This is a genomic window from Ruegeria sp. AM4 (assembly GCF_056540665.1).
Window position 1 is genome coordinate 1,022,374 of sequence record NZ_JBQFXD010000001.1, and the last position, 26,463, is coordinate 1,048,836.

24 protein-coding genes are annotated in these 26,463 nt (G+C 58.8%); 8 read left to right on the forward strand and 16 right to left on the reverse strand.

Annotated features, from left to right (window positions below; all coding sequences use genetic code 11):
* The first annotated feature begins 101 nt into the window (after window positions 1–101).
* The 3 genes from ACR0JA_RS05140 (at window position 102) to ACR0JA_RS05150 (ending at window position 4,619) form a co-directional block, all read left to right on the forward strand.
* On the forward strand, window positions 102–1,400 hold the full coding sequence (locus ACR0JA_RS05140) for a capsule biosynthesis protein (protein ID WP_480570880.1): 1,299 nt from the start codon (window positions 102–104) through the stop codon (window positions 1,398–1,400).
* Window positions 1,401–1,481: 81 nt separating this feature from the next.
* Complete coding sequence (locus ACR0JA_RS05145; RefSeq protein WP_480570883.1) at window positions 1,482–2,615, forward strand: polysaccharide biosynthesis/export family protein; 1,134 nt, start codon at window positions 1,482–1,484, stop codon at window positions 2,613–2,615.
* Between the two features lie 3 nt (window positions 2,616–2,618).
* Window positions 2,619–4,619: a capsular polysaccharide biosynthesis protein gene (locus ACR0JA_RS05150; protein WP_480570886.1), complete on the forward strand. Its 2,001-nt coding sequence runs from the start codon at window positions 2,619–2,621 to the stop codon at window positions 4,617–4,619.
* Here ACR0JA_RS05150 and ribD read toward each other — a convergent pair.
* The 6 genes from ribD to ACR0JA_RS05180 form a co-directional block, all read right to left on the reverse strand.
* Window positions 4,580–5,722 carry a bifunctional diaminohydroxyphosphoribosylaminopyrimidine deaminase/5-amino-6-(5-phosphoribosylamino)uracil reductase RibD gene (gene ribD, locus ACR0JA_RS05155; protein ID WP_480570889.1) on the reverse strand — a complete coding sequence of 381 codons (1,143 nt, stop codon included), beginning with the start codon at window positions 5,720–5,722 and terminating at the stop codon, window positions 4,580–4,582. The two genes, ACR0JA_RS05150 and ribD, sit on opposite strands and share 40 nt — an antisense overlap.
* Window positions 5,719–6,189 (reverse strand): transcriptional regulator NrdR, encoded by a 471-nt coding sequence (nrdR, locus tag ACR0JA_RS05160; protein ID WP_039525240.1) that lies wholly within the window; start codon window positions 6,187–6,189, stop codon window positions 5,719–5,721. The genes ribD and nrdR overlap by 4 nt, the downstream gene beginning before the upstream one ends.
* A gap of 120 nt (window positions 6,190–6,309) precedes the next feature.
* Window positions 6,310–6,723: a secondary thiamine-phosphate synthase enzyme YjbQ gene (locus tag ACR0JA_RS05165; protein WP_480570892.1), complete on the reverse strand. Its 414-nt coding sequence runs from the start codon at window positions 6,721–6,723 to the stop codon at window positions 6,310–6,312.
* Window positions 6,724–6,725: 2 nt separating this feature from the next.
* Entirely contained in the window at window positions 6,726–7,124 is a 399-nt protein-coding gene (locus tag ACR0JA_RS05170; protein WP_480570895.1) for a hypothetical protein, read from the reverse strand.
* 78 nt (window positions 7,125–7,202) lie between these two features.
* A complete protein-coding gene (locus ACR0JA_RS05175) occupies window positions 7,203–7,748 on the reverse strand; it encodes a DUF4166 domain-containing protein (protein WP_480570898.1) in 546 nt (181 codons plus the stop codon).
* Between the two features lie 4 nt (window positions 7,749–7,752).
* Window positions 7,753–8,214, reverse strand: coding sequence for a thiol-disulfide oxidoreductase DCC family protein (locus ACR0JA_RS05180; RefSeq protein ID WP_480570900.1), 462 nt, complete (start codon window positions 8,212–8,214; stop codon window positions 7,753–7,755).
* 327 nt (window positions 8,215–8,541) lie between these two features.
* Between ACR0JA_RS05180 and ACR0JA_RS05185 the strand changes: the two genes are divergently transcribed.
* The gene (locus ACR0JA_RS05185; protein WP_480570903.1) at window positions 8,542–9,564 is read left to right on the forward strand and encodes a helix-turn-helix domain-containing protein; all 1,023 of its coding nucleotides are present in this window, start codon (window positions 8,542–8,544) and stop codon (window positions 9,562–9,564) included.
* Between the two features lie 179 nt (window positions 9,565–9,743).
* Here ACR0JA_RS05185 and rpoD read toward each other — a convergent pair whose 3' ends face one another.
* The 8 genes from rpoD to ACR0JA_RS05225 form a co-directional block, all read right to left on the reverse strand.
* The gene (rpoD, locus tag ACR0JA_RS05190) at window positions 9,744–11,735 is read right to left on the reverse strand and encodes an RNA polymerase sigma factor RpoD (protein ID WP_480570906.1); all 1,992 of its coding nucleotides are present in this window, start codon (window positions 11,733–11,735) and stop codon (window positions 9,744–9,746) included.
* Window positions 11,736–11,849: 114 nt separating this feature from the next.
* A complete protein-coding gene (gene dnaG, locus ACR0JA_RS05195) occupies window positions 11,850–13,796 on the reverse strand; it encodes a DNA primase (protein WP_480570909.1) in 1,947 nt (648 codons plus the stop codon).
* A gap of 80 nt (window positions 13,797–13,876) precedes the next feature.
* Window positions 13,877–14,173, reverse strand: a complete 297-nt coding sequence (locus ACR0JA_RS05200; protein ID WP_480570911.1) for a hypothetical protein — start codon at window positions 14,171–14,173, stop codon at window positions 13,877–13,879.
* A gap of 35 nt (window positions 14,174–14,208) precedes the next feature.
* Entirely contained in the window at window positions 14,209–14,754 is a 546-nt protein-coding gene (locus tag ACR0JA_RS05205; protein ID WP_480570914.1) for a sarcosine oxidase subunit gamma, read from the reverse strand.
* The gene (locus ACR0JA_RS05210) at window positions 14,747–17,680 is read right to left on the reverse strand and encodes a sarcosine oxidase subunit alpha family protein (protein WP_480570916.1); all 2,934 of its coding nucleotides are present in this window, start codon (window positions 17,678–17,680) and stop codon (window positions 14,747–14,749) included. The genes ACR0JA_RS05205 and ACR0JA_RS05210 overlap by 8 nt, the downstream gene beginning before the upstream one ends.
* The gene (locus tag ACR0JA_RS05215) at window positions 17,677–17,940 is read right to left on the reverse strand and encodes a sarcosine oxidase subunit delta (RefSeq protein ID WP_480570919.1); all 264 of its coding nucleotides are present in this window, start codon (window positions 17,938–17,940) and stop codon (window positions 17,677–17,679) included. The genes ACR0JA_RS05210 and ACR0JA_RS05215 overlap by 4 nt, the downstream gene beginning before the upstream one ends.
* 56 nt (window positions 17,941–17,996) lie before the next feature.
* Window positions 17,997–19,250 (reverse strand): sarcosine oxidase subunit beta family protein, encoded by a 1,254-nt coding sequence (locus ACR0JA_RS05220; RefSeq protein WP_480570922.1) that lies wholly within the window; start codon window positions 19,248–19,250, stop codon window positions 17,997–17,999.
* 218 nt (window positions 19,251–19,468) lie between these two features.
* Complete coding sequence (locus ACR0JA_RS05225) at window positions 19,469–20,899, reverse strand: Glu/Leu/Phe/Val family dehydrogenase (protein WP_480570925.1); 1,431 nt, start codon at window positions 20,897–20,899, stop codon at window positions 19,469–19,471.
* Window positions 20,900–21,221: 322 nt separating this feature from the next.
* Between ACR0JA_RS05225 and ACR0JA_RS05230 the strand changes: the two genes are divergently transcribed.
* The 3 genes from ACR0JA_RS05230 to ACR0JA_RS05240 are packed head-to-tail and all read left to right on the forward strand — an operon-like array spanning window position 21,222 to window position 24,260.
* A complete protein-coding gene (locus ACR0JA_RS05230; protein ID WP_480570926.1) occupies window positions 21,222–23,045 on the forward strand; it encodes a pilus assembly protein TadG-related protein in 1,824 nt (607 codons plus the stop codon).
* Window positions 23,042–23,674 carry a TadE/TadG family type IV pilus assembly protein gene (locus ACR0JA_RS05235; RefSeq protein WP_480570928.1) on the forward strand — a complete coding sequence of 211 codons (633 nt, stop codon included), beginning with the start codon at window positions 23,042–23,044 and terminating at the stop codon, window positions 23,672–23,674. Before ACR0JA_RS05230 ends, ACR0JA_RS05235 begins: the two co-directional genes overlap by 4 nt.
* A complete protein-coding gene (locus ACR0JA_RS05240) occupies window positions 23,661–24,260 on the forward strand; it encodes a TadE/TadG family type IV pilus assembly protein (protein ID WP_480570931.1) in 600 nt (199 codons plus the stop codon). The genes ACR0JA_RS05235 and ACR0JA_RS05240 overlap by 14 nt, the downstream gene beginning before the upstream one ends.
* A 12-nt stretch (window positions 24,261–24,272) precedes the next feature.
* Here ACR0JA_RS05240 and ACR0JA_RS05245 read toward each other — a convergent pair whose 3' ends face one another.
* A complete protein-coding gene (locus ACR0JA_RS05245; protein WP_480570934.1) occupies window positions 24,273–24,752 on the reverse strand; it encodes a hypothetical protein in 480 nt (159 codons plus the stop codon).
* Window positions 24,753–24,914: 162 nt separating this feature from the next.
* On the opposite strand from ACR0JA_RS05245, the gene ACR0JA_RS05250 reads away from it, so the two are divergent.
* Window positions 24,915–25,826, forward strand: a complete 912-nt coding sequence (locus ACR0JA_RS05250) for a pirin family protein (RefSeq protein ID WP_480570937.1) — start codon at window positions 24,915–24,917, stop codon at window positions 25,824–25,826.
* Between the two features lie 23 nt (window positions 25,827–25,849).
* Here the strand turns inward: ACR0JA_RS05250 and ACR0JA_RS05255 are convergent, their stop codons facing one another.
* A complete protein-coding gene (locus ACR0JA_RS05255; RefSeq protein ID WP_480570940.1) occupies window positions 25,850–26,437 on the reverse strand; it encodes a TetR/AcrR family transcriptional regulator in 588 nt (195 codons plus the stop codon).
* Between the last annotated feature and the right edge of the window lie 26 nt (window positions 26,438–26,463).

Consider the following 26,463-nt stretch of genomic DNA (forward strand, 5'->3'; position numbering starts at 1 on the left):
TAAAGGCCAGAACCCCGACCGGCAAGACCCGGCTTGCCGGGAATGTGACAAACAGGCATAATTTTCGCAATAAACACATGAGCAGTCGCCAATCAGGCCATATGACACAGCGAACCGATCATCCCAGGCAACGCGTGTTCCTGTTCCTTCAGGGTCCGCACGGGCCGTTCTTCAACGCACTGGGGAAAGTGTTGCGCGCAGCGGGGGCGCAGGTTTGGCGCATCGGGTTCAACGCCGGTGATCAGGCGTTCTGGAGGGATACGGACAGCTATATCGCCTTTCGTGCACCGGTCGCGGATTGGCCATCCTTCCTTGCGGACGTGATCCGGGATCGGGGCGTGACCGATATCGTGCTATATGGTGACACCCGCCCGATCCATGCGCGTGCGGTCGAGGTCGCGCGCCGACTCGGCCTGACCGTGCATGTCTATGAAGAAGGCTATCTGCGCCCCTGGTGGGTCACGTATGAGCGTGAAGGGTCCAACGGCAATTCTCGCCTGATGGCGTTGGAGGTCGAGCAAATGCAATCCGCGCTGGCGCAGTCGGATGCACAGACGCCTCCGCCCCCATCACATTGGGGCGACATGCGACAGCATATTTTCTACGGGGCGGCCTATCACGGCTTTCTCATGTTTTTGAACCGTGGGTACCGCAACTTTCGCAGACACCGTGAATTGCCGGTCGCGCGTGAGTTTCAACTGTATTTCAAACGGTTGATGCTGATGCCCCTGCACCGGCTGCAACGCCGCTGGGCCACCGCAATGGTTCGCCGGGGGGGCTTTCCCTATCATCTGGTGCTGTTGCAACTGGGCCATGACAGTTCGGTCCAGTCGCATTCCGAGTTTTCGGGCATGTGCGATTTTCTGGACACGGTCATTGCGGGTTTTGCAACCGGCGCACCCGCGCATCATCGTCTTGTCATCAAGGAACACCCGCTGGAAAACCACCGCGAGCCGCTGCGCAAGCGCGTGCGCCAATTGGCCCGGGACCACGGACTCTCTGACCGTATTCACTATGTCCCCGGCGGGAAACTGGCACGGCTGTTGGATGACGCGCGCTCGGCTGTCACAATCAATTCGACAGCTGGTCAACAGGTGTTGTGGCGCGGCATTCCATTGCGCATCTTCGGACGTTCGGTTTATGACAAACCGCAATTCGTGTCGCAGCAATCTGTCGCTGCGTTCTTTGCCAGACCCGATCCCCCAGACGCAGCCGCCTATCGCGTTTATCGGCGGTTTCTGCTCGAGACCAGTCAGGTGCCGGGCGGCTTTTATTCGCGCCGGGGGCGACAACAACTCTTGCGACGCGCCGTTGATATGATGCTGCGGGATCGGGACCCCTACGAGGCCGCCCTTTCCGGCAACGCGACCAACGCGCCACAGTTAAAACTCGTTGAATGACACGAAGCCAGCTGTTGCTGGATGTTTGTCAGCGAACAGGGTAACTTGCGCAAAAGAACAATAAACTGAGGACATTCGGCAGTGACGCGCATCCCAACCCGATGGATACGGGCGGTCTCCTTTGTGGCGGCCGCTGGACTGCTGGCAGCGTGTCAGCTTCCGAAATCCGGCCCGAACAAGACCGAAATTCTGGCTGGATCCACGGCGAATGGTGGGAATGCCTTTGTTGTCGAGGTGGATGACCGGGTGACTCGTGAGACCGCCGCTATCCCTCAGTTTGGATTCTCGCAAACTTTCCGCAGCGCCCAAAGCGTCGCCTCGGATACAGTGCGCCCAGGTGACGTGCTGGGATTGACGATCTGGGAAAACGTCGAAGACGGCCTGTTGACCTCGCAAGCTGGCACCGCCACGGCGCTGGACGAGGTTCAGGTCGACAATGACGGCTTCATCTTTGTCCCCTATGCCGGACGTCTGCGCGCTGCGGGCAACACGCCCGAACAATTGCGCACGCTGATTTCGGAGAAACTGCAGGAACAAACCCCGGACCCGCAGGTGCAGGTGCGCCGCGTGGCGGGTGATGGCGCGACTGTTTCGCTGACCGGAACGGTCGGTGCGCCGGGTGTCTACCCGATCGAACGCCCGACCGGAAACCTGTCCGGTATGCTGGCCAAGGCGGGCGGCGTGTCCGTGTCGTCGGACATTGCACTGGTCACGGTCATTCGTGGCAGTCACAAAGGTACGGTCTGGTACGACGACCTGTTCCGGTCGCCCCAAACGGATATCGCCCTGCGTGGCGGTGATCGCATTCTGGTCGAGGAAGACAGCCGGTCCTATATCGCGTTGGGGGCGACCGGAGGACAATCGCGGGTGGCGTTCGAAAGCCAGGACCTGTCGGCGCTTGAGGCCATCGCACAGGTTGGCGGGTTGCAATCCCTGTCCTCGGACCCGACCGGCATTTTTGTTCTGCGCAAGGAACGGCAGGACATAGCGCGCAAAGTTATGGGCCGCGCTGACCTGCAGGGTGATCAGCGTATGATCTATCTGCTGAACCTGACCGCGCCCAATGGCCTGTTCATCGCCCGCGACTTTGTCATCCGCGACGACGATACGATCTACGTGACCGAAGCACCTTATGCGCAGTGGACCAAGTCGATCTCGTTGATCGCAGGAGGTTTGACACCAATCGCGAACGTGGCCACTCTGACAGGCAACTAAAGCGTGTTTCCGGACATCGACCCAACGGTTGAAGACGAACGCAAGCGGTTGTTTGTCTATAACGGCGGGTTTCTGACGCAGCGGCGGCTGCGCCGTATCCTCTCGCTATCAGGGTACGACATCCGGCTGGGACTGCCCAATAAGGGTGATCTGGTTGGTATCTGGGGCGATAGCCCAACGGCGCATCGTGGCCTACGGGTCGCCGAGAAACGCGCGGTCCCTGTTCTGCGGATCGAAGATGCGTTTCTGCGATCGCTACATCCCGGCCGCAGCGGAGAAGCCCCATTGGGGCTTTTGTTGGATCGGTCCGGTGTGCATTTCGACCCGTCCCGCGCTAGCGATCTTGAGCAGTTGCTGGCGACGCATCCTCTGGACGACACCGCCTTGCTGGACCGCGCGCGCGGCGCGATGGAGCGGCTGCGCGAACTGCAACTCAGCAAGTATTCGGCCTTTGATCCGGATGTTCTGCCACCCGATCCCGGTTATGTACTGGTCGTCGATCAAACGCAGGGTGACGCGGCGGTCACGGCCAGCGCGGGCGACCTTGCGCGCTTTCGTGAAATGCTGGTCATCGCGCAGGAAGAAAACCCGGGCGCGCGCGTGATTATCAAATCCCACCCCGAAACCCTTTCGGGCTACCGCAGCGGTTTCTTCTCGGATCAGGACCAAAATGATCGCGTTACGGTGCTGAAAGAGCCGATCAGCCCCTGGCCCCTGCTGGAAGGTGCCGTTGGTGTTTACACCCTGTCCTCGCAACTTGGATTCGAAGCGATCCTTGCAGGCCACAAACCGCGCGTGTTCGGACAACCGTTCTACTCCGGTTGGGGGTTGACGCAGGACCAAGACCCCCTGCCCCGCAGGCAACGCACGTTGACACGGGCACAGCTGTTTACCGCAGCAATGATCCTCTATCCCACCTGGTACGATCCCCATCGCGATCAGCTGTGCGAATTGGAAACCGTTCTGGACACGCTCGAGGCCCGGACCCGCGCCTGGCGCGAGGATCGCAAGGGATGGACGGCCTCGGGCATGCGCGTGTGGAAGCGTCGGCATCTGCAACAGATGTTCGGATCACATCACAAGCTGAGGTTCACCAACGAGCCGCCCGCTGAACCGGATCGACCGCATATGGTCTGGGCGCGCCACGCTGGTCAATTGCAAGATGTGACCCGTATCGAGGACGGGTTTCTGCGCTCACGCGGGTTGGGCGCAAAACTTGTACCGCCGCTATCCCTAGTGACGGATGATGAGGGCATCTATTACGACCCGACACGTCCAAGCCGATTGGAGAACCTGATCGCAGCACGGGAGAACCTGCGTCCGGATCAGCAATTGCGCGCTGAACGGTTGGTATCGCGGCTGCTTTCTGAGGGGTTGAGCAAGTACAATGTGGGCCAGGCTGCACCCGATCTGCCCGAGGGTCACCGAATATTGATTCCAGGGCAGGTCGAAGACGATGCCTCAATCTTGTTGGGCGCCAGCGCCACCCGCACGAATCGTGATCTTCTGGTTGCGGCGCGCGAGGCAAATCCCGATGCCATCCTTATCTACAAGCCCCACCCGGATGTCGAAGCCGGGTTGCGTGATGGCGGGATGGATACCGGTGGGCTGGCCGACATGGTGGTCACTGGCACCGACCCTGCCGCGCTACTGCCGCAAGTTCACGAGGTCTGGACCATGACGTCCCTTTTGGGATTCGAGGCGTTATTGCGCGGCGTGAGAGTGACGACTCTGGGGGCGCCATTCTACGCCGGATGGGGGCTGACGACCGATCTGGATATTGTACCGGCGCGGCGCGGGGCGCGGCCTTCCCTGTGGGGGCTGGTCCATGCAACGCTGATCGACTATCCGCGCTATCTGGACCCGGTCACCGGCCTGCCATGCCCGGTCGAGGTCGCTGTTGATCGGTTGGCATCGGGACAGCAACCTGCCACGGGACTTGCGAACCGCTTGCTGTCAAAACTTCAGGGCGTTTTGGCGACGCAATCGCATCTTTGGAGATAGCCCTCGCGGGCCATCCGGCCCCAACGATGCAAAACGTCCGGGCCGATAACCTTTGTGTCGATCAGTTCGAACCGGGGCGCAGCTTCCAGCGACTCGAGCCCTAACGCCCCAACCGCTGACAACCCTTCGGCACCAATTGTCAGCCCGGCGGTAAAGCCCACAAGCTCGTCTACAAGATCTTCGGCCAGTAGTGAGGCTGCCAACCCCGCGCCGCCTTCACAAAACACGCGCGTCAACCCGGCGTGACCCAGTTGCTGTAGCAAGTCCGCCGCATCAATCTGATGCTCATTCAGCGCGCAGGGGATCAGGCGCGCGCCCAAGTCCTCCCATGCCCGCGCCCGTTCTGCGTCGGGGCGGGGCCCGTGGCACAGCCACAGCGGAATCTGAGATGCCGACCGCGCAAGCTGACCTAGCAACGGTAGGTCCAGATGACGCGACACGACGACCCGGACAGGCTGTTGGTCGATCCCAAGATCGCGCACTGTCAGCGATGGATCGTCGGCGCGCGCGGTGCCCGCCCCGACCATCACGGCGTCATGCCGAGACCGCATCGCGTGCACCGCTCTCCGCGCTTTGGGGCCGGTGATCCACTTGCTGTGGCCAGTCTCGGTGGCGATCCTTCCGTCAAAGCTGCTGGCGAGTTTCAAAGTGACAAAAGGGCGGCCCTGTTCGGTTTTCAGGAAAAACCCCGACAAATCCCACGCTGCCTGCTCCATCAGGACACCTGTCGTGACTTCGATGCCGGCGGCGCGCAGCATTTCAAAGCCCTTACCTGCGACCCGTGGATCGCTGTCCTCGATGGCCGAGACGACGCGAGCCACACCTGCGTCGATCAGGGTCTGGGCACAGGGCGGCGTCTTGCCATGATGGGCGCAGGGTTCCAGCGTTACATAGGCAGTGGCACCGCGCGCGGCATCGCCTGCCTGTGCCAACGCCACAGGCTCGGCATGTGGACGACCACCCGGCTGGGTCCAGCCTCGCCCTACGATCCGCCCGTCACGTACGATGACGCAGCCCACGGATGGGTTGGGCCAGCACGTCCCCTGACCGCGTCGCCCCAAGGACAGGGCCAACGCCATATATCGCTTATCTGTTTCGCTCACTCGTCCGTAGAAGGCTGCGGCGGGCGCAGTTCGTGGACAAACTCCTCGAAATCATCGGCCGCCTGGAAATTCTTGTACACGCTTGCAAACCGAACATAAGCGACCGTGTCGATCCGGGCCAGCGCCTCCATGACGATTTCACCGATTTTGTTTGAGGGAATATCCGTATCCCCCATGCTTTCCAGGCGCCGCACGATGCCCGAGATCATCTGATCAATGCGATCCGGGTCGATCGGGCGCTTCTGCATCGAGATGCGGATCGAGCGTTCCAGCTTGTCGCGATCGAAATCCTCGCGCTTGCCGTTGGTTTTGATGACAACCAGATCGCGCAGTTGCACCCGTTCATAGGTGGTAAACCGGCCCCCACAAGCCGGGCAGAACCGGCGCCTGCGGATCGCGACATGATCCTCTGCCGGGCGTGAATCCTTGACCTGAGTGTCGATATTTCCGCAAAACGGGCAGCGCATCCGCCGTCTCCTCGTCCCTAGCTTACCTCTTTTTGTAAGCGCTTCGGCTTACTTATCCACAACTATAGGACAGCCTCTAGGGTTTGGGTAGTCGGAATTTTTCAACGCAATATAAAGGGGTCACACAATATGGGCCGCGACCTTTCGTGTATGCGGTGCCCTGCGATGTTCGAACAGGTATATCCCTTGCCACGTACCCAGTACGGGTTGGCCATTGGCTACGGGAATCGACAGCGAAACCGGCATAACCGCCGCCTTGATATGGGCCGGCATATCGTCGGGTCCTTCGTAGGTATGACGCAGATAAGACATCGCGGGATCGTCCGATGGCGGAACCAACCGGTCAAAGAAGGCTTTGAGGTCGGTTTGAACCTCGGGATCCGCATTTTCCTGAATGAGCAGCGAGCACGAGGTGTGGCGAACGAACAAGGTCAGCAGGCCCGCACCGGACCGTCCTTTGACCCAAGCACGAACAGGCGCCGTAAACTCATAGAGTCCGGCGCCATGCGTATCGATCGAAAACTCGGTCTGCACCTTCAGTTCCTGAAAAACGGCAGATAGTTGCAACGGGCATTCGCACCCTGCACCGACATGCTGTCACCCACCTTGAACGGCGAAAGCGGATTGCTGCCCTGTTGCGGAACATCCGTGGGCATCGTCAACGTGAATTGCACCGCGGTTCTGCGCCCTGTCGTTACGCTTGGGCCATATCCGCGCAATACGTAAATCCTTTGCTGCCAACCCGCACCCAGCTTTCTGCGCGCAAAATCGGCAGCCGCGCACCAATAGCCGTCGACGAACTGATCGGTCCTTGGGATTACCTCGAAATCCGTACCGCTCATGGGTTCGGTCCGATAGCCGTTGGGCGCGGCCGAAACCAGCGCGGGAAGACTCAGCAGCATGGCAAGGGCGGAATATGCAATGATCTGTTTCATAAAATCCATCTTTCCTGTTCTGACATGACACATAGGTTAGGTCACCCCTTTTCGGAATACAGGGCACCTCACAGGTATTTAAGACCGAAGCTGCGCTTCGTGATCACGCGTCAGCCAACCGTGATACCGGATCAACTGACCCAACCCTGGCATTCGGGCAGAAATATCAAAACGGAACCGCCCTAGATCATCTTGCCATTCGCAGGACGAGGATTTCGGCAGCAACGCTTTCGGGCAAGGCACACCCCAAAGCTTTAGCCGGATCACGTCAACGATCAGTCGATCCCCGGCCAAAACCGGGCGTATCCAGATGGTGAGCCCGCCGATCTGTTCCCGAACGCAATTGCGATGCGAGTCGTATGTCAGATTTGACCGCGTCAAATGACCCGCAAAGTCCCGTGACCAGATCCGCCCCTCACCCTTTGGCTGCGTCACCAGCGCGACTGGTAAATCTTGCCCGGACCGGGGGAACCGGCCGACGTGTAGTGCAAAAGCCACCAGCATTCCCTTGCCCCGTTCTATATGGCAACGACCGCAAAACGTTCCCGGCTGATCGTGCAGATCGAAAACGGCTTTCGGCAGCGTGGCCCCCTCCGGCAGAGCGCACAGAAACGGGTCTTTCATCGCTTCAGTACCCGCCCGGCGCAAATCGACCGCGAAGTTCGGGTCCGGGAACCAGACAATTGCGGGCGCGGCCAAACAGCTTGTATCGGTTGCGTGCAATCGACCGATAGACCAGAGTCTTCGCGAAGTCAGGCAGATACCTGCATAAGGCCAATCCGCGCCATGGCCACGGCAGCGCGGCCATCGCCGCCGCAAACGCATCCAGTTTTTGGTGAACCTGCCCATTCACAATGACCAGATAGGTTTCGAAATCGTCTGTTCGCAGCCCTGTGGCCCGATACAGGCGCTGACCAAGCCGGGATTGCGCCGTTGCAAAGCGAAACCGGCGCGCTTTGTCGTGTCGGAGCATGAAGTGAAAGAACCGCGAACACAGCACACATTCGCCGTCAAAGACGATCAGGTCGTGATCGGGCAATGATCCATCTGGCTGCATATCTGCATTCGCCTCGTGCTGTATTTCGCCCATGCTGGCACCCCAGCCATTGCGACCGCAATGCGACATCTCGGACAGGTCAGAAGGATGTGGCGTGCCGGGGAACCCTTTGAAACGGTTTTGGTATTCCGCTCTCCCAGGCTCTGGCCCCATCCCCATAAGGGCGCTGACCCGACAACTCGGCAAATCTAGGCACGTCCCGGGCCCGGGTCTTGGTCTTACGGGACAATTCCTTTCGAGATTCAGCCAAAGGAACCGCGAATACTGGCAAATCCAAGTGGGCACCTGCATGGGATAGCGGCATGGCGTATTTCTCTGCTAGAGTTACAGGAAGATTAACGCGCTGGCGCGGACTGGGCCATGGAAGTCGATATTTCAAGAATTCAATTGCTGACCAAAGTGTTGGAAGATCAGACGGGTGATCCGTCGGTGGTCGATCATGTCTTGCAGACAAGCGGATTGAGCAGACCTGAAATCGAACCCCCTGCCCAAACCTTCAGTGCCCATAACGAGGCCCGTTTCGTGCGTCACGCCTGCGACGCGCTCGAGGATATCACCTTTGGCGCGCAGGCCGGGCTGCAGTTCAACACGTCGTCGAGCGTGACTGCCTATATCAGCAAGTACTCCCGAGATTTGCGGCAGGTTCTGGAAAACACGACCCGGTTTCACCAGATAATCGACCCGTCGCTGGCCCTTACCCTGCGCGTGTCCGGAAACGCAGCCACGTTAGAGGCTGATTGGAAAGACGCCACATTCTCTCGTTACCATCGCAGGACGGAATTTCTGCTGTTTGCCGCGGTTGCCCGGATGCGGGCACTGACTCAGGTCGCGTTTCATCCGTTACAAATACGGTTTCAACACGAGGTTGGCCAACATGCCTCGCAATACGCCAGAATCGGCGGCTTTCCCGTCGAATTCGGAACCGAGAGCCTGGAAATCATAGTGTCCCTTTCGTCTCTTGACCTGCCGGTTCCGACCTATGACCCCAGCTTGCGGGCGCATCTGCTGGAATACGGTGAACGCCTGCTGGCAGAACGGCAGACACCCAAACAGAGAACACGCGCTCAGGTCGAAGGGTTGATCACCCGTTCGATGCCGGGCTGCATCCTTCAGGTCGAAGACGTCGCTGCGCAAATTGGCGTCAGCCCGCGCACCCTGGCGCGACGCCTGAACGACGAAGGCACGACTTATCGCGAGGTGGTCGATGACCTGCGATGTGATTTGGCACAAACCTTCATCAAGAATGGCATGAACCTATCGGAAATTTCCTATTCTCTGGGCTATGCCGACCATGCAGCGTTTTCGACCGCGTTCAAACGCTGGACGGGACAAGCTCCCAGCGCATTTCGCAAGCGGGTCGATCACCCCTTGCATCCGCACTAGGCGTGGCCGGGGGTCAACAGCGCGTCAGCCTCGCCCCGGCCGGTCCATGAGTGGACACCGGCGATATAGAAGGCCCGCCAGAAAAACCCTTTTGAGTTCTCGCCAAATTGATGTGACGTTGAGACAACGTGAGGCGCACCCGCCAAGAAAAAAGGCGCCCCGTTTGGAGCGCCTTGAATTCACTGATCCAGGAAAGACCGCAACTTTCGCGACCTGCTGGGATGTTTCAGCTTGCGCAACGCCTTGGCCTCGATCTGGCGGATACGCTCGCGGGTCACGCTGAACTGCTGGCCCACTTCTTCGAGCGTATGGTCGGTGTTCATACCGATGCCAAAGCGCATCCGCAGAACCCGCTCCTCACGCGGGGTGAGCGAGGCCAGAACCCGGGTCGTGGTCTCTTTGAGGTTTTCCTGAATGGCGCTATCCAACGGCAGCACGGCATTCTTGTCCTCGATGAAATCGCCCAACTGGCTGTCTTCCTCGTCGCCAATCGGCGTTTCGAGGCTGATCGGTTCCTTGGCGATCTTCATCACCTTGCGAACCTTCTCCAACGGCATTTGCAGCTTTTCGGCCAGTTCCTCCGGTGTCGGCTCGCGGCCGATTTCGTGCAGCATCTGGCGACCGGTCCGAACCAGCTTGTTGATCGTCTCGATCATGTGAACCGGAATTCGGATGGTCCGCGCCTGATCCGCGATAGACCGCGTAATCGCCTGCCTGATCCACCAGGTCGCATAGGTCGAGAACTTGTAGCCGCGACGGTATTCGAACTTGTCCACCGCCTTCATCAGTCCGATGTTACCTTCCTGAATAAGATCAAGGAATTGCAGGCCGCGGTTCGTGTATTTCTTGGCGATTGAGATCACCAGACGCAGGTTGGCCTCGACCATTTCCTTCTTGGCCTGCCGCGCCTCTTTCTCGCCCTTCTGAACCTGTTGCACAATGCGGCGGAATTCGGGGATGTCGAGACCGACATACTGGCCGACCTGCGCCATGTCATTGCGCAAGTCTTCCACCTTATCGGTCGAACGCTCGATGAACATCTGCCAGCCCCGGCCCGGCTTTTCGGCCATTTCGGACAGCCAGTTCGGGTCCAGCTCACGCCCGCGATAGGCGTCAATGAACTCACGCCGGTTGATTCGCGCCTGATCCGCCAGTTTCACCATCGCACTGTCCAGCGACATGACGCGGCGGTTGATGCCATAAAGCTGGTCGATCAGCGCTTCGATCCGGTTGTTGTGCAGGTGAAGGCCGTTGACCAGTTCAACGATCTCGGCGCGCAGCTTCTGATAGGTTTCCTCGTCCTCAGCGCTGAAGGTGCCGTCTTCGTTCAGCGTCGCCGAAATCCGGCTGTCCTGCATCTCGCTGAGTTGTGCGAAGTCGGTCGAGATACGCTCGAGCGTGGTCAGAACCTGATCTTTCAGCGCGGCTTCCATTGCAGCCAGCGACATGTTGGCCTGATCGTCTTCATCATCATCGTCATCGTTGGCGATGGGGTTGCCATCGGCGTCCAACTCAGGACCGCTCTCTTCCTTCGCAGGTTTGGCGGCCTGGACGGTCGAGGTATCGACAACCGGTTCTTCGACGTCGCCGTCTTCGTCCAATTGATTGCCGAACGTTGTTTCCAGATCAATAACGTCGCGCAACAGAATGTCTTCGCTCAACAATTCGTCGTGCCAGATCGTGATCGCCTGAAAGGTCAAAGGGCTTTCGCACAGGCCGGCAATCATTGTATTGCGACCGGCCTCGATCCGTTTGGCGATGGCAATTTCGCCCTCACGGCTCAGCAGTTCGACCGATCCCATCTCGCGCAGATACATGCGCACTGGGTCATCGGTGCGATCCAGCTTTTCGGTTGCGGCACCCGCCAGCGCAACCTCGCGCGGGCCTTCGGTGGTCACCAGTTCGGTCGAGCCTTTGTTCTCTTCCTCTTCGGCCTCTTCATCTTCGATGATGTTGATGCCCATCTCGGACAGCATCGACATAACGTCTTCAATCTGTTCCGAACTCACCTGATCAGGCGGCAGAACCTGATTGAGCTGGTCGTAGGTGATGTAGCCTTTCTCGCGGGCCTCGGCGATCATCTTCTTGACCTGGGCCTGGCTCATGTCCAGCGAGATTTCCTGTTCCTGCTCGTCGGATTTGCGGTCTTCGTTCGTATCCTTGGCGGCCATTCAATGCTCCTGCAGGGATGGGTGATTCGTTTGCTCCGAATCATTAGCGCGTGAAACTGATTCGGCCACCCGTTTACCCGTTTTTCTTTTCCAGTGCCTTACGAAAACATCACTTTAGCGACGTTTCCGTTCGAAATTGATGCCGGACATGATCGCCTCAAACGCGTCTTTCTCGTCGCGGTTGATTCGCGCACCATTGTCGGCGATGTCGAAAACGGCCTTGTCCTCATTCTGGCTGCGGCTCGTGCGGTTACGCTCTTCGGCGGCTTGCGCCAGCCGGTATGTCAGCGCCTCATCGGCCAGATCAGACAATTCCTCTGCCGCTTCGGCAATCTCAGCATCCAACCCCCGGAGCGCTTTGATCTTTGCGAGTTCCTCGGCCAGTGTCATCTCGGCCTTTTCGACGTCGCCCGGTTTGTTCACACAGGGGATCACTGCGACATGGCGAAGGGCCAGCAGCTTTTCAAGGGCTTCGCGGCCCAAATTTTGCTCGATGTGATCCTGAAGATTGTCGGGATCGTCAATCGCGTGGCGCAGAACGGCGTCGCGCAGCGCCGCATGGTCGGAGTTCAGGCACTCCATATCCTCAAGCTGATGTTCGAACTGAACAACCACCTGCGGGTTCAGGATTGCGATGGCCAGAATCGCGGCCTCGCGTAGTTGGATATCAGCTTTTTCCGACGAGGCCAGAAACGAGGCCCTTGCGCCCGGCGTTGCTGGCTGCGGCGGCTGCCATTTTCCACGCGGTTGCCAATTGCGGTTCTGAGGCTGCCGCTGCGGGCGGAACAATTGCCAGCGCAGGTCCTTGATCTCTTGCCCGTAGTGAGAACGGATCGAGGGATCGCTGATCAGCTTGATCTTCTCACGCAGGGATTTGTCCAGCGCCGCCTTGCGTTCTGGGCTGTCGAACACCTTGCCCTCGGTCTCGCGCTGCCACAGCAACTTGACCATCGGAATGGCCCCGTCCAGCACGGCCTGCACAGCGCCTGCCCCTTCGGTGCGCAGCAGGTCATCCGGGTCCTTGCCTTCGGGCATCAGCGCAAAGCGCAGGGACTTGCCAGCCTCCAGCAAAGGCAAGGCCAAATCAACCGCCCGCATCGCAGCGCGTAGACCGGCCGTGTCCCCATCCAGCGCAATGATCGGTTCGTTCGAGATTCGCCACAGCAACTGCAACTGATGCTCGGTGATGGCCGTTCCCAAGGGCGCTACCGACGCGCCAAACCCGGCCTCAGCCAGAGCAATCACGTCCATATACCCCTCGGCCACGACCAAAGGCTGGCCCTTCCCGGCCGCCTGACGCGCGGGTCCGTGGTTATACAGGCTGCGACCTTTGTCGAACAACTCGGTCTCGGGCGAGTTCAGGTATTTGGCGTTGTCACTGGGGTCCATCGCCCGCCCACCAAAGGCAATACACCGCCTGCGCGGGTCTCGGATCGGGTACATGATCCGGTTGCGGAACGTGTCATAGGGTTTCTTGCCCTTGTTCGACGGTTTGGCGAGCCCAGCGCCAAGGATCAGATCTTCGGGAACGTTCTTGCCGGTCAAATGATCCCATAGCGCCTGCCAGCCATCGGGGGCAAAGCCGATCTCCCACCGATCCAATGCCTGCGCATCCAACCCGCGACGGGTCAGGTAATCGCGGGCTGCGGACCCCGCCCCGGTCTTGAGCTGAAGGCGAAAGAACTGCACCGCCTGCTCCATGACCTCGGCCAATTGCGAGCGACGATCCTGCTTCTCCTGCGCTTTGGGATCACGGGCCGGCATCGGCATCCCGGCTTCACGCGCCAGAATCTCGACCGCTTCGATGAACGAGACGTTCTCGGTCTCTTTCACAAAGCTGATAGCATCGCCTTTGGCGTGACAGCCGAAGCAATAATAGAATCCCTTTTGGTCATCGACGTGGAACGACGCGGTCTTCTCATGGTGAAACGGGCACGGCGCCCACATGTCGCCCTTGCCCTGATTGGACTTGCGCTGATCCCACATGACCTTGCGCCCCACGACCTGAGACAGGCTGAGGCGCGTGCGCAGTTCATCCAGAAATCCGGGGGGCAAAGACATGCTTCAAACCTGCCAGAAATGAAAACGCGCGCCAAGGGGATGGCACGCGGTTGTCCACAGGGAATTGGTGCGACTGTGGATTACTGCTGCAAACACAGCTCCAACCAGGCCGCGCCAAGGTCCTTTTTGCGCACATCGCGCATTTTTTGCTCATAAACCCAAGGGGTGATCAGCGGGATCGCCGCGTTGTAATTCTCGGGCCATGACGGGCCACTGTCTGCCACCGCCTGCGCTACGTCGCGTTCCTTCACCCGGTCCAGACGAGCCTTCTGAATCGCAGCTACAACATCAGCCTGATACTTGCAGCTTTGTTCCTTGGTTTCCTGAGCAGCCACGGGGGTGGCCAGCAAGGCCGCGACGATGGCGATACGCAACATTGGGGGTCTCCCGGAATCGTTTCTTTCAGCGCAGCTTACCCGCGCGCGGCGACACCTTCCATGGCCCTTTTCAAATCGTGAACCAAGGTCTGAGCCATTGATCGGAACACCATGATCTGGAACGCATTTTCGCCAACGCGCGTGATCGACGCGGTCATGTGAAACAACAGCGTCCGTGCTGTATGACCACGTTTGAAATGAACCGCGCGCAGATCGACAGGCACCAGGCGGGCCAAAACGTCTTCGACCCCGGCCCCTTCAAGCCGAACAACGGCCCAGGCGTCGGACTGGTCTACGACCGCTGCAAGATCCGACAATGTGGCCTCGGGCTCTGGTCCCATCAGCATGGCCTGTTCAGGACCGAACCAAACGGCGCGGGAACCCGTTTTGCCAGTTGCACGATTGGGCGCCGGAAAGGTCATTCCAAGCGCGGCCTTCATGGCGTCCGACACAGCTTTCGTTTGGCCCTTCAGTGGCGAAATCGAATGGATCGACTCCACCTCCACTTCGCTCATCGTCACTGCTCCGACGGTCAGAGGCAACAACCCGTCGCAGGGCGACTTGGCTATCAGCTTATCCACGAACGCGCCCTCCCTCTGGGTCAAAGAAGACCGGGTTCACCACTTCGCACAGCGTTGTCACACCGCGTAGATGATCCACCATCTTGACGATTTCACCATATCTTTCAGGGCCATCGGCCAAGAAGCCAAGGCCCAGCATCGTTTCCAAAGTCGGCGAATAACAAACCGAGGTTATATACCCCTGGTCGTTGGTGCGAACCGGTTCGGCCTCTTCCTTGTAGAGATGTGCGCCGGAGAGTAGCTCCCGGCTCTCGCCGATCGGTTTGAGGCCCACCAGCCGTTCGCGCCCTGCTTCTTCCAGACCGGGGCGTTCGGACATGGTTTTTCCGATACAGTCCTTTTTCTGAGACACCATCCGCCCCATGCCAATATCATATGCAGTCGTGCGTCCGTGGATTTCGGCATGGGTGATGAACCCTTTCTCAATCCGCAGGACATTCAGGGCCTCCATGCCATAGAGCCCACCACCCAAGGCTTCGGCCCACTTGGTCAGGATATCGAACAGACTTGCCCCATAGCGCGCGGGTACGGCGATTTCGTAAGCGTGCTCGCCCGAGAAGGAAATACGGAACAGCCGCCCCTGCACCCCAAACACCGAGACCGGGCCGCAGGCCATGAACGGCCAGCTTTCATCGTCTATTTCCTCGTCCAACAGGCCGTTCAGCACTTCGCGCGATTTCGGCCCGGCGACGGCAAATTGCGCCCATTGTTCAGTGACCGAAGTGAACGAGACGTCCATGTTCGGGCACAGGCCCTGGTGGACGAATTCCAGATGTTTCATCACCTCACCCGCAGCGGCGGTGGTTGTGGTCATCACGTAGTGGGTTTCACCCAGCCGCGCGGTGGTGCCGTCATCCATGACAAACCCATCCTCGCGCAGCATCAACCCATAGCGGGTGCGGCCGACCTTCAGCGTCGAGAACATGTTGGTGTAGATGAAGTCCAGAAACGCCCCTGCATCGGGGCCCTGAACGTCGATTTTGCCGAGGGTTGAGACATCGCACACGCCGACGGACTGTCGCACCATATTGACCTCGCGGTCGCAGGATTGCCGCCACGTAGCCTCGCCATCCTTTGGGAAATAGCTGGGGCGATACCACAGGCCCGCCTCGATCATCGGCGCTTTGCGTGCCAAGGTCGCTGCATGCGACGTGGTGAACCGCTGTGGTTTGAACGCCTGACCTTCGGCCCCCGCACCCAGCGCCGCAATCGCGATCGGAGAGTATGGAGGACGGAACGTGGTGGTCCCGGTTTCAGGTATCCCCCGCCCGGTCGCATCCGCCAAAATGGCCAGCGCCGCCACGTTCGAATTCTTACCCTGATCCGTCGCCATCCCTTGGGTGGTATAGCGTTTCATGTGTTCGACCGAGCGGAAGTTTTCAGTCGCGGCCTGTTTGACGTCCTTCACCGTCACATCGTTCTGGAAATCCAGCCAGGCCCGCCCTTTACCGGGCACCGCCCAGAGCTGCGAAATAGTGTATGGGTCGTCCTCTGCCACCGGAACAGGCACCTTTGGCACCTTCAACCCCAGTTCCGTCACCGAAGCTTCGCCAGCCTTGAGTCCATCGCGCAAGCACGCACCGGTCGAGAATGACCCGTTACAGGCCCCTGCGGTGATCATGCCCGGAACCGATCCGGGAGTGGGAACAAACGCCTCAATGTCGCGGTTCCAGGTCGGGCGGCCGTTCATATGGCATGTCAGGTGCACCGCCGGGTTCCATCCGCCGGTCATCGCCAGACAGTCGGTATGGATACTTTCCTCGCCACTGGCGCGGCGGACAGTAATCGATTCCAGCCCCTTGCGACCAGCGCTGCCACAGACCTGCGCACCGTGCAGCACCTCATAGTCGGCGGACATGGGCGCGTCGTGGCGGCAGTCGATCACGGCAGCCACATGGATACCGGCATCCAGCAGATCCCGTGCGGTGCGATGAATGTCATCCGTGTTGCCAAAGATGGTCACGTTCCGGCCCGGGCTGACACCCCAGCGATTCAGATAGGCGCGCACGGCCCCCGCATTCATTATCCCGGGGCGATCGTTGTCGCGAAAGGCCACAGGACGCTCCAAAGCACCCGCCGCCAGCACGGACCGCTTCGCCACGATCCGCCAATAGGTTTCAATCGGAGCGCCGTGGGGACGATGATCGGTATGGTGCGAAACACGCTCCAACGCGGCATAAGTACCCTGGTCATAGGCGCCTGCAACCGTTGTGCGGGTCATAATGCGGACATTGTCCATCCCTCGCAATTCATCCAGCACCTCGTCAGCCCAGACCGGGCCGGGCTTGCCGTCAATCTCGTAGGTCTCGGCCAACAAACGCCCACCCATGCGGGCATGCTCGTCCACAAGCAAGACATCCGCCCCGGCCCGCCCGGCGACCAGAGCCGCCATCAGCCCAGCAGGCCCGGCACCGATGACCAGAAGATCGCAGAACGCATAAGCGCTTTCGTATTTGTCAGAATTGTCCTGCCCAGACAGCGCGCCCAAACCCGCAGCACGGCGGATCACCGGCTCATAGAGCTTTTCCCAAAAGCTCTTCGGCCACATGAATGTCTTGTAATAAAAGCCTGCCCCCAGAAACGGCGCTGCCAGATCGTTGACCGCCATCAGATCCAGATTGAGGCTGGGCCAGCGGTTCTGGCTGCGCGCCACCAGCCCCGGATAGATCTCCTGCATCGTGGCGCGCACATTCGGGTCCTGTGTGGACCCTTCTCCAACGGTCACCAGCGCATTCGGCTCTTCGCTGCCTGCGGTCAGCACACCGCGCGGGCGATGATATTTGAACGACCGCCCCATCAAGCGAATGCCATTGGCCAGCAGGGCCGAAGCCAGCGTATCGCCCCGGAAACCCGTGTAGGTGACGCCGTCAAAGACAAACGACACCGTCTCGGACCGGTCGATCAATCCTTTGCCCGCGACCCTCATGCGTTCACCCCAGACGCCAGTTCCGAACCCAGCATTTCATGCGTCGTGGTATCCCGGGTTACCACGATCCAGGCGCCACAGCCGCCCTCGTGACACCACAGCTCACGAGTAGACCCAGCCGGATTGTCGCGCAGGTAGACAAAATTGTCCCAGGCGTCCTCGCCCGCATCCGGTGCCGGGCGATTCAGATCAACCGCCGCCCCGCGATAATAAAACTCGCGGCGATCCCGCTCGCCGCAATATGGACAGGTGATCCTCATCTCTGCGCCCCCTGCTTCATCTTTTCACAAATACTCAAACCCGACATCGCCCCAACTCAATGCAGATTGTGTTGAGAGCCTTTGCCCTCTTCATCGATGATCCCGCGCCCGGTGCGGAACCGATCAAGTCGGAAGCCGGTGGCATTTTCATGATACCGATCCGTGGCGATCAGATGCGCAAACACATTGCCCGAGCCCGGCACCGCCTTGAACCCGCCGTAGTTCCAGCCGCAGTTCAGATAGAGCCCTTCGGTTTCCGTTTTGTCGATTATCGGAGAGCCATCGGGCGACATATCCATGATCCCGCCCCATGACCGCAGCACGCGCGCCTTGCCGATCATCGGCATCAGCGCCATCCCGGCCTCCATCACGCTCTCAACCGTCGGCAGGTTCCCCCGCGCCGCATAAGAGGCGTAAAAGTCCAGATCACCGCCAAAGACCAGTCCGCCCTTGTCGGACTGACTGATATAGAAGTGGCCCATCCCGAAGGTCACTACATGATCGATACAGGGCTTCAGCCCCTCGGTCACAAACGCCTGCAAGACGTGACTTTCAATCGGCAAGCGCATTCCAGCCATTGCGGCGACCTGCCCCGACCGACCTGCTGCAACCATCGCAACTTTCTTGGCGAGGATCGGACCGCGAGAGGTCTGAACCCCGCGCACGACACCGTTTTTAATGTCGATCCCGGTCACTTCGCAATTCTGGATCAGGTCAACGCCGCGCTGATCGGCACCGCGCGCGTAACCCCAGGCCACGGCGTCGTGCCGCGCCGTTCCGCCACGCGGGTGATACAGACCACCATAAAGCGGAAAGCGCAGATCATCGAAATTCAGATAGGGCAGCATCGTTTTCAATTCGTCGCGCCCCAAGAGAACGGCATCGTCGCCCTGGCTAATCATCATGTTGCCGCGCCGAGCCGCTGCATCTCGCTGCGCATCGGAATGGAACAGACCGATGATGCCACGCTGCGAGTGCATGACGTTGTAGTTCAGGTCTTCCTCAAGACCCTCCCACAGCTTCAATGAGTGCGAATAGAACTGGGAATTGCCTTCAAGGAAATAGTTTGCCCGCACGATGGTCGTATTGCGCCCGACATTGCCCCCGCCGATATAGCCCTTTTCCAGAACGGCCACGTTGGTCAGACCGTATTCTTTGGCCAGGTAGTAGGCCGTACTCAACCCATGCCCACCGCCGCCGATGATGACGATGTCATATTCGGATTTGGGTTCGGGATCGCGCCAGTGTGGCGTCCAGCCCTTGTTGCCGGTCAGGCCCTCTTTCAGGACACGCAAGCCGGAAAAACGCATTCAAACCTCCCTGCGGGCATCTGCGCAGTACATCTGTCCTGACAATCAGTACCAAGGCGGCACCGACAAACCCCTTCGTTTTCGACAAAGGCTTGTCTGTGCGCGACCAATATCAGCGAAACGCGATGATCCCCCGCTCAGTCAGAAAACTGCCAGCAGAGGACCCAAATGGCAACCGGGCCGTCGTTTCCGGCCCGATCGCTTGCGCGCTAGCGGGCTCACAGACCCTTGGCGCGATAGCTTTTCGACACCCGGTCGATGGCCACCATATAAGCTGCGGTGCGCAGATCATCCACGTCGGACCGGTCATGCCACACCTCGCTCATCGCCTGATAGGCGATCCGCATCGTGTCATCCAGACCCGAGCGCACCAGTTCAAGCTCATCCGCACCCTTGAGGTACTTGGACTTGAAATCCGGTGACATTGACCAGGCATCGCCCAGATAGCGATCCAGCCGCTCCAGCTCGCTGACGATCAGTTCGTGCCGGGATTCTTCCTGCCGACGCTGCATCCGGCCAAAGCGGATGTGGCTCAGGTTCTTGACCCATTCGAAATAGGAAACCGTCACACCGCCCGCGTTCGCATACATGTCGGGGATGATCACGGTGCCCTTCTTGCGCAGGATTTCGTCCGCACCGGCGGTCACCGGACCATTTGCGGCCTCGATGATCAGGGGCGCCTTGATCCGTTCCGCGTTGGACAGGTTGATAACACCTTCAAGCGCCGCCGGGATCAGAATATCGCATTCCTCTTCCAGCACCGCGCCGCCTTCGGCGGTATGCGTGGCATCCGGATAGTCTTTGACGCCGCCATGTTTGACGATCCACTGGCGCACCGATTCAACGTCAATGCCCTCGGGATTGAACAGCGCACCATCCCATTCGATGATGCCAGTGACCAGCGATCCGTCTTCTTCGCTCAGGAATTTGGCGGCGTGATACCCCACATTCCCCAAGCCCTGAACGATCACACGCTTGCCGTCCAAGGTGCCGGACATCCCCGCCTTCTTGACGTCTTCGGGATTGCGGAAAAACTCTCGCAGCGCATATTGCACGCCGCGCCCGGTTGCCTCGACCCGGCCCGCGATACCACCGGCATTCAGCGGCTTGCCCGTCACACAGGCACGCGAGTTGATATCCGTTGTGTTCATCCGCGCGTATTGATCAGCCATCCAGGCCATCTCGCGTTCGCCGGTTCCCATATCCGGGGCCGGAACGTTCTGAGACGGGTTGATCAGGTCTCGCTTGGCCAGTTCATAGGCGAAGCGGCGGGTAATCTGCTCCAACTCGTGCTCTTCATACTTACGTGGGTCGATGCATAGCCCACCTTTGGATCCACCAAAGGGCGCCTCGACCAAAGCACATTTATAGGTCATAAGCGCAGCAAGCGCCTCGACCTCATCCTGGTTCACTGCCAGAGCGTAGCGGATACCGCCTTTCACCGGTTCCATATGCTCGGAATGAACCGACCGGTAGCCGGTGAAAGTCTGGATCTGCCCCCGCAGGCGCACCCCGAACCGGACGGTGTAGGTGGCGTTGCAAACACGGATCTTTTCTTCCAGCCCGGGCGGCAAATCCATCAGGGACGCCGCCCTGTTAAACATCAGATCAACACTCTCTCGAAAGCTGGGTTCATTTGTGCCGGTCATCTGGTCCTCCGTGTTGGCAGGTGACATTCGTCATGACTTTTTGTCGCACCACTGAGCCTTAACTGCAATTCTCATCTGCACTTTTTTTCATCGTTTTGCGAACCCGCCGCGTGAGCAACGGGGTGAGTCGCCATCGCCGGTAACGACCGCGCGATTGTCCGGCCCCAGGAAACAAAGGGGCAAAAAGACCCATAACTAAGGACAATTTTCGCGCAATAAGAGCAGCATAGTGGCTGGCGTGCCCAAATCTCGCCACGATCCATCTCTAAATTATTAACGTTGAAATTATCGACGGTGCATCTGGCCGACAAAGGAATTCGATATGCACAAGTTCAATAGGAAGTCGAAATTCGGAGAATCCAGCAACGCCCCTTTCCATGTGCGGCGACTGCGCAGATTTGCGGAAGAGACTGACGGGTCGATGACCATCCTGACGTTGTTTCTTGTCATCATCGTATTTACCGCTGCCGGGTTCGCCGTGGACACCATGCGGTATGACCGCGAACGCGTAAAGCTGCAATACGCTCTGGACCGCGCAGTATTGGCCGCTGCGGACCTGGACCAGGAACTTTGCCCCAAAGACGTTGTCCGCGACTATCTGGCAAAAGAAAACCTGGATCAGTATCTGATCGAAGACAGCATCGTCGTTACACCCGAAACATGCGGGGCTCAGAATGCAAGGCTTGCGGGCAAGCGCCGGGTTGAGGCGCAGGCGGAAATGCGGGTAAAGACCCATTTCATGCAGTGGAGCGGTGTCGACACGCTGGGCTCGTCTGCCGCAAGCGTGGCCGAGGAATCCATCGGCAACGTCGAGATTTCGCTGGTTCTGGACGTGTCGGGCTCGATGCGCGGTACCAAGCTGACCAATCTGAAAACGGCGGCCATCGATTTTGTGCATGAGATGGACGAAAAGTCAGAAGACGGAAAGCTGTCGATCTCGGTCATCCCCTATTCCGAGCAAGTTTCGGTGCCTGATTTCCTGATGGATGAGTTGAAGACGCTTGGCAGAAACGAAGTTGCCAACTGTATCGATTTCGGTTCCTCGGACTTTACGAAAACCGATTTCACCTATTACGACATCGAAGACGAGAACGGGAATGTGATACAACCCGGCGATTTCGTCCCCCAGACACTGCACTTTGTCGACTATGGTCGAAACGACTACAGATACGACGATGGATTGGTCAACAGCACGACCTGCCGCAAAGAGAGAGCGGGTATTGACGAGCGTGCGATGGCGATCCTGCAGAAGGACCCCGACGTTCTGGAAGATCAGATCGAACTGCTTCAGGCGGACGGTTGGACTTCGATTGATGTGGGTCTGAAATGGGGTCTGACCCTGTTGGATGACAGCGTTCAACCGCTGATCGCGCGCCTGTCCCAGACTTCTGCGATCCCCAGCGAGTTCAACAAGCGCCCAGGGCGCAACAAAACCGCAGATTCGCTGAAGGTTCTGGTCCTCATGACTGACGGCGAAAACACCAGACAGCATAAGGTGAATCCGCCGTACAATACGGGCGAGTCGGATATCTTCTGGAATGAATCCGCCCAAACCTATTCTGTCTATGATGAAGACGACGATCACTATACCTGGTCGGATGTCCGGCGGACAGTTCGCCATGGCGACGGCACGCGCTGGACGCGGAACTATTATCAAGATCACGCATATGGCGCGACCGAGGATGACGGAGTCACTCCACTCAGGTTCAAGCGGTATCGCTGCCTCGACTACTATAACGGCCAATGCTACCGGACTAGCAGTTCGTCGTACTACTACGACAACGGCTATGGAACATCAGAGAATCTGGAATGGCCGGATGTGTGGGCCCATACGCAAAAAGAGGCCGTCTACAACCTGCTCTATAATGCCCGGGGCAGCACCGAGGCCAACGAGTTCTGGAACGACTCCACAACAGAACTGAGACAGTGGAACAAAGACCCGCGCGTTGTCTCGCTTTGCCAAAAGGCGCAAGAAGAGGAAGTTCTCATTTTCTCGATCGCCTACGAGGCACCGGAAGGTGTCAAGCAAATGCTGCGGGACTGCGCGGTCAAGGACAACCGCTACTACGAGGCTACCGGAGCCAAGATCGTGGGCGTCTTCGACTCGATCAGCGCAACCATTCAGAACCTGAGACTGACCCAATGAGACCATCGCTCAAAGCACGCCTGCGGCGGTTTCGCCGCAGCGAAGACGGCAGCGCCTCGACGATCGAGTTCCTGTTCTGGTTCCCGGTCTTCGTCTATTTTGGGTGGTCCGGCATCGACCTGGGGCTGATGTCCTTCAGCCACGCCAACCTCGAACGCTCGCTTGACGAAACAGTGCGTCAGGTCCGTCTGAACCGGTTGCCCGAGGGTGAGGATGACTGGGATCATGATCTGCTGAAACGCATGATTTGCCAGGGGTTCAACAATTCGCCCAGCTGCCTCAATGATCTGGCGCTTGAAATGAAGTCGATCGACCCACGCGTCGGAAATCAGATCAACCCGACACCCTTCTGCGTCGATACTCCTGCGGAAATTCGCGACCCCGACCCGGTGGGACCGGGCGCAATCGCCTTTGATCAGGGGTCTTCAAACGAACTTATGATGCTGCGCGCGTGCCTTGAGGTGTCGCCGGTCTGGGGCTTTACCATGATCGGCGGTCCAGTCAGCGCAGACCCAGAAGGTCAATGGGAACTGCATGCGACAACTGTATTTGTGCACGAACCTTTCGGTGGTGGCGCGGGTACTGCTGGCGAAACACCTACGGTGGAGGTTGCAGATGCAGGGAACTGATCGCTCATTGGCGCGCCGCCTGTCAGCCAGGCTTCGGCTATTCTTCCGCCGCGAAAATGGCAGCATCACTGTTGAATCGTTGCTGATGATACCAATGTTGGTGTGGTCGATTTTTGCCTCATACACCTTTTACGACGGGTATCGGCAAAGCTCTCGGAACATCAAAGCGGCCTACGCGGTTGCCGACATCGTTTCGCGCGAAGACAACGCCCTGAATCAGGCCTACGTCAATACTCTGTATGATCTGCTCGAAACGATGATTGCGACCAGATCGCCAGTCTCGATGCGCATTTCATATGTAATCTACGAAGAACCCACAGAAACTTATGAAGTTGGGTGGTCCTGCATTCGTGGCGAGGCCATTGAAAATCAACTGACTACGGCCAATGCGACTTTCCTGAAGGAAGCGCTTCCGACGATGCCGAACAATGGTAAGATGATTGTTGTGGAAACCACCAAAACCTACCGTGCGCCGTTCAGCATCGGGTTTGGGTTCGATGATTTCGAAATGGGCAGCTTTGTCTTTACGCACCCCCGTATCCACGATCAGTTGTACGGGCCCAGCGACGACCCTCTGTGTGTGTAACTGTCCGCGGCGCTAACGCGCCTCGGGCCGTTCCATCAACAGCATTTTCAGCATATCCGACATGACCTTGGCTTCGGCAGCAGCCGTCATGCCACCAATCCCGATCCGTCGGCCGATACGCCACCACATGCCGGGCTCCCACCGGTTTTGACCTGACGTCCTGGCCAGAACCACGAACCCGTTGGACGGCTTGAAGGCAAAGGCACCGCTGTCAACGGTTTCGATATCCGCAATCTCGCAGATGATGCGACCGGACCGGCTACGCAGGTGCGACCGCGTCAACTCGATCCCGTCCTGCGTGGCAATCCACATGCGATGCGCCAGCCAGAAAGCCGTTGCCCCAGCGGCCAACATGAACACCTGCCACCCCAATTGCGGCGGCGTGGCAAGCGCAGCATAGCTTACCAATGCGCCGACTATGCACAGCGTCCCGACCCCAGCCCAGCGGCGGGGTGGGGAAGCTTGGATTGTAGCCAAAACATCGTCCTGCATGAAATGCTCCTGATCGTCACCTCCGGCTTACCCGTATTGCAAACAGAAGGACAGCGCCCCCCCTGCTCTTCTGATCATCCTTGCACAGTGCCAGTGTGTCTGCGCCAATTGATCGCTTTGCCGCAGGTCCTAAGTTGCGTGTCACACGAACAGGAGGATGCCATGTCTCTGAGACCAACCCTGGAAACCCGCAAGGCTGCTTTGACGCGCGAAGGCGCTGGCGTGAAACTGCACCGTGCGTTCGGGTTTCAGGATCCGTCCGAACTGGACCCGTTTCTGCTGTTCGATGATTTTCGCAATGACAACCCGCAGGATTATCTGGCCGGTTTTCCCTGGCATCCCCATCGCGGGATTGAGACCATCACCTATGTGCTGGCCGGCACGGTCGATCACAGCGACTCGCTTGGAAACAGCGGTTCATTAGGTGCGGGAGACGTGCAGTGGATGACTGCCGGGTCCGGTATTCTGCACCAGGAAATGCCGCAGGGAAACGCCGCTGGCCAAATGCACGGCTTTCAGCTGTGGGGCAATCTTCCCGCAGATCAAAAGATGACAGCGCCGCGATATCAGGATGTCAAAAGCGCCGATATCCCCGAGATCACCGATGACGACGGAACAAAGGTACGGGTCATCGTGGGCGAGTTCTGGGGCAAGACAGGTCCTGTCGATGGCATCGCGGCCGACCCGCAATACCTGGACATCCAAATTCCGGCGGGCGTCAGAAAAACCTTCAAGATCGACACCTACCGTCGCGCCTTTGCCTATGTCTTTGACGGACAGGCGGCCTTTGCGGACGCATCACAACCCACCGGAGTTTTGCTGGAGAAGGAGGTCGCAGGGCAAGAGGTCAACATCCGCGACATGTCGGGCAACCGCACTTTGGTGCGCTTTGGCATGGGTGACGAGATCACCGTGCAGGCCGGGCCAGAAGGAGTTCGGTTTCTGCTGATCTCCGGCGCGCCGATTGACGAACCGGTGGCCTGGCACGGGCCGATTGTGATGAACACCCGCACCGAGCTGGAACAGGCTTTCCGTGACCTGCGAAACGGCACGTTTATTCGACCTGCACATTGATGCGTTATATCGGACTAAAGGGCTCAACCCGTGACCGACCGGTGGACCATGTCCCAATAGATGCCTTCGACCTCGTTCAAAGACAGTCGCCCCTCGGTCCGGTACCAGGTCATGACGCCGTTCAACATGGCAATTACTGCCAGAGTGGCAATTTTGGTATCTGCAACCGAAAACGCCCCTGACCTCCGACCGTTCTTCAGAATGCCCTCCAACCCGTTTTCATATTGTCGGCGCAGCGCTTCGATCCGGGCAAAGTTCTCGGGCGTCAGGTTGCGCAACTCCATATAGGCGATGAACACTTCGTCCGGGCGTTGCAGGTGGAACCGGATGTGAAAACCAACGAACTGTCTGAGCGCATCCGTCGGATCTTGATGCGCAGATAAGTCATCGAAAGCGGTTAGAAGTTCGGTCATATGTTCGTGCATCAGACGGAACAGAAGGCTTTGTTTGTCGGGCGTGTAATTGTACAGCGCACCGGCCTGCACGCCGACTTCGGACGCGATTTGCCGCATGGAAACAGCAGCATAACCGTTCCGGGCAAAAAGGCTTAACGCCGCCTTGCGGATCCGGGGGCCGGTGATATCGGAATGTGAACCTTGGGTACGCGCCATGGCTCCACCGTATCTGAACAATCGTT

Bases quoted from the DNA above. Each gene is read 5' to 3' on its own strand.
- ACR0JA_RS05240 (WP_480570931.1), top strand. From the start codon at position 23,661: ATGCAGGGAACTGATCGCTCATTGGCGCGCCGCCTGTCAGCCAGGCTT.
- ACR0JA_RS05225 (WP_480570925.1), bottom strand. From the start codon at position 20,899: ATGACCGGCACAAATGAACCCAGCTTTCGAGAGAGTGTTGATCTGATG.
- ACR0JA_RS05255 (WP_480570940.1), bottom strand. From the start codon at position 26,437: ATGGCGCGTACCCAAGGTTCACATTCCGATATCACCGGCCCCCGGATC.
- ACR0JA_RS05185 (WP_480570903.1), top strand. From the start codon at position 8,542: ATGGAAGTCGATATTTCAAGAATTCAATTGCTGACCAAAGTGTTGGAA.
- ACR0JA_RS05250 (WP_480570937.1), top strand. From the start codon at position 24,915: ATGTCTCTGAGACCAACCCTGGAAACCCGCAAGGCTGCTTTGACGCGC.
- ACR0JA_RS05215 (WP_480570919.1), bottom strand. From the start codon at position 17,940: ATGAGGATCACCTGTCCATATTGCGGCGAGCGGGATCGCCGCGAGTTT.
- ACR0JA_RS05210 (WP_480570916.1), bottom strand. From the start codon at position 17,680: ATGAGGGTCGCGGGCAAAGGATTGATCGACCGGTCCGAGACGGTGTCG.
- ACR0JA_RS05200 (WP_480570911.1), bottom strand. From the start codon at position 14,173: ATGTTGCGTATCGCCATCGTCGCGGCCTTGCTGGCCACCCCCGTGGCT.
- ACR0JA_RS05140 (WP_480570880.1), top strand. From the start codon at position 102: ATGACACAGCGAACCGATCATCCCAGGCAACGCGTGTTCCTGTTCCTT.
- dnaG (WP_480570909.1), bottom strand. From the start codon at position 13,796: ATGTCTTTGCCCCCCGGATTTCTGGATGAACTGCGCACGCGCCTCAGC.
- ACR0JA_RS05245 (WP_480570934.1), bottom strand. From the start codon at position 24,752: ATGCAGGACGATGTTTTGGCTACAATCCAAGCTTCCCCACCCCGCCGC.
- nrdR (WP_039525240.1), bottom strand. From the start codon at position 6,189: ATGCGCTGCCCGTTTTGCGGAAATATCGACACTCAGGTCAAGGATTCA.
- ACR0JA_RS05180 (WP_480570900.1), bottom strand. From the start codon at position 8,214: ATGGGCGAAATACAGCACGAGGCGAATGCAGATATGCAGCCAGATGGA.
- ACR0JA_RS05175 (WP_480570898.1), bottom strand. From the start codon at position 7,748: ATGAAAGACCCGTTTCTGTGCGCTCTGCCGGAGGGGGCCACGCTGCCG.
- rpoD (WP_480570906.1), bottom strand. From the start codon at position 11,735: ATGGCCGCCAAGGATACGAACGAAGACCGCAAATCCGACGAGCAGGAA.
- ACR0JA_RS05235 (WP_480570928.1), top strand. From the start codon at position 23,042: ATGAGACCATCGCTCAAAGCACGCCTGCGGCGGTTTCGCCGCAGCGAA.
- ACR0JA_RS05220 (WP_480570922.1), bottom strand. From the start codon at position 19,250: ATGCGTTTTTCCGGCTTGCGTGTCCTGAAAGAGGGCCTGACCGGCAAC.
- ACR0JA_RS05170 (WP_480570895.1), bottom strand. From the start codon at position 7,124: ATGAAACAGATCATTGCATATTCCGCCCTTGCCATGCTGCTGAGTCTT.
- ACR0JA_RS05230 (WP_480570926.1), top strand. From the start codon at position 21,222: ATGCACAAGTTCAATAGGAAGTCGAAATTCGGAGAATCCAGCAACGCC.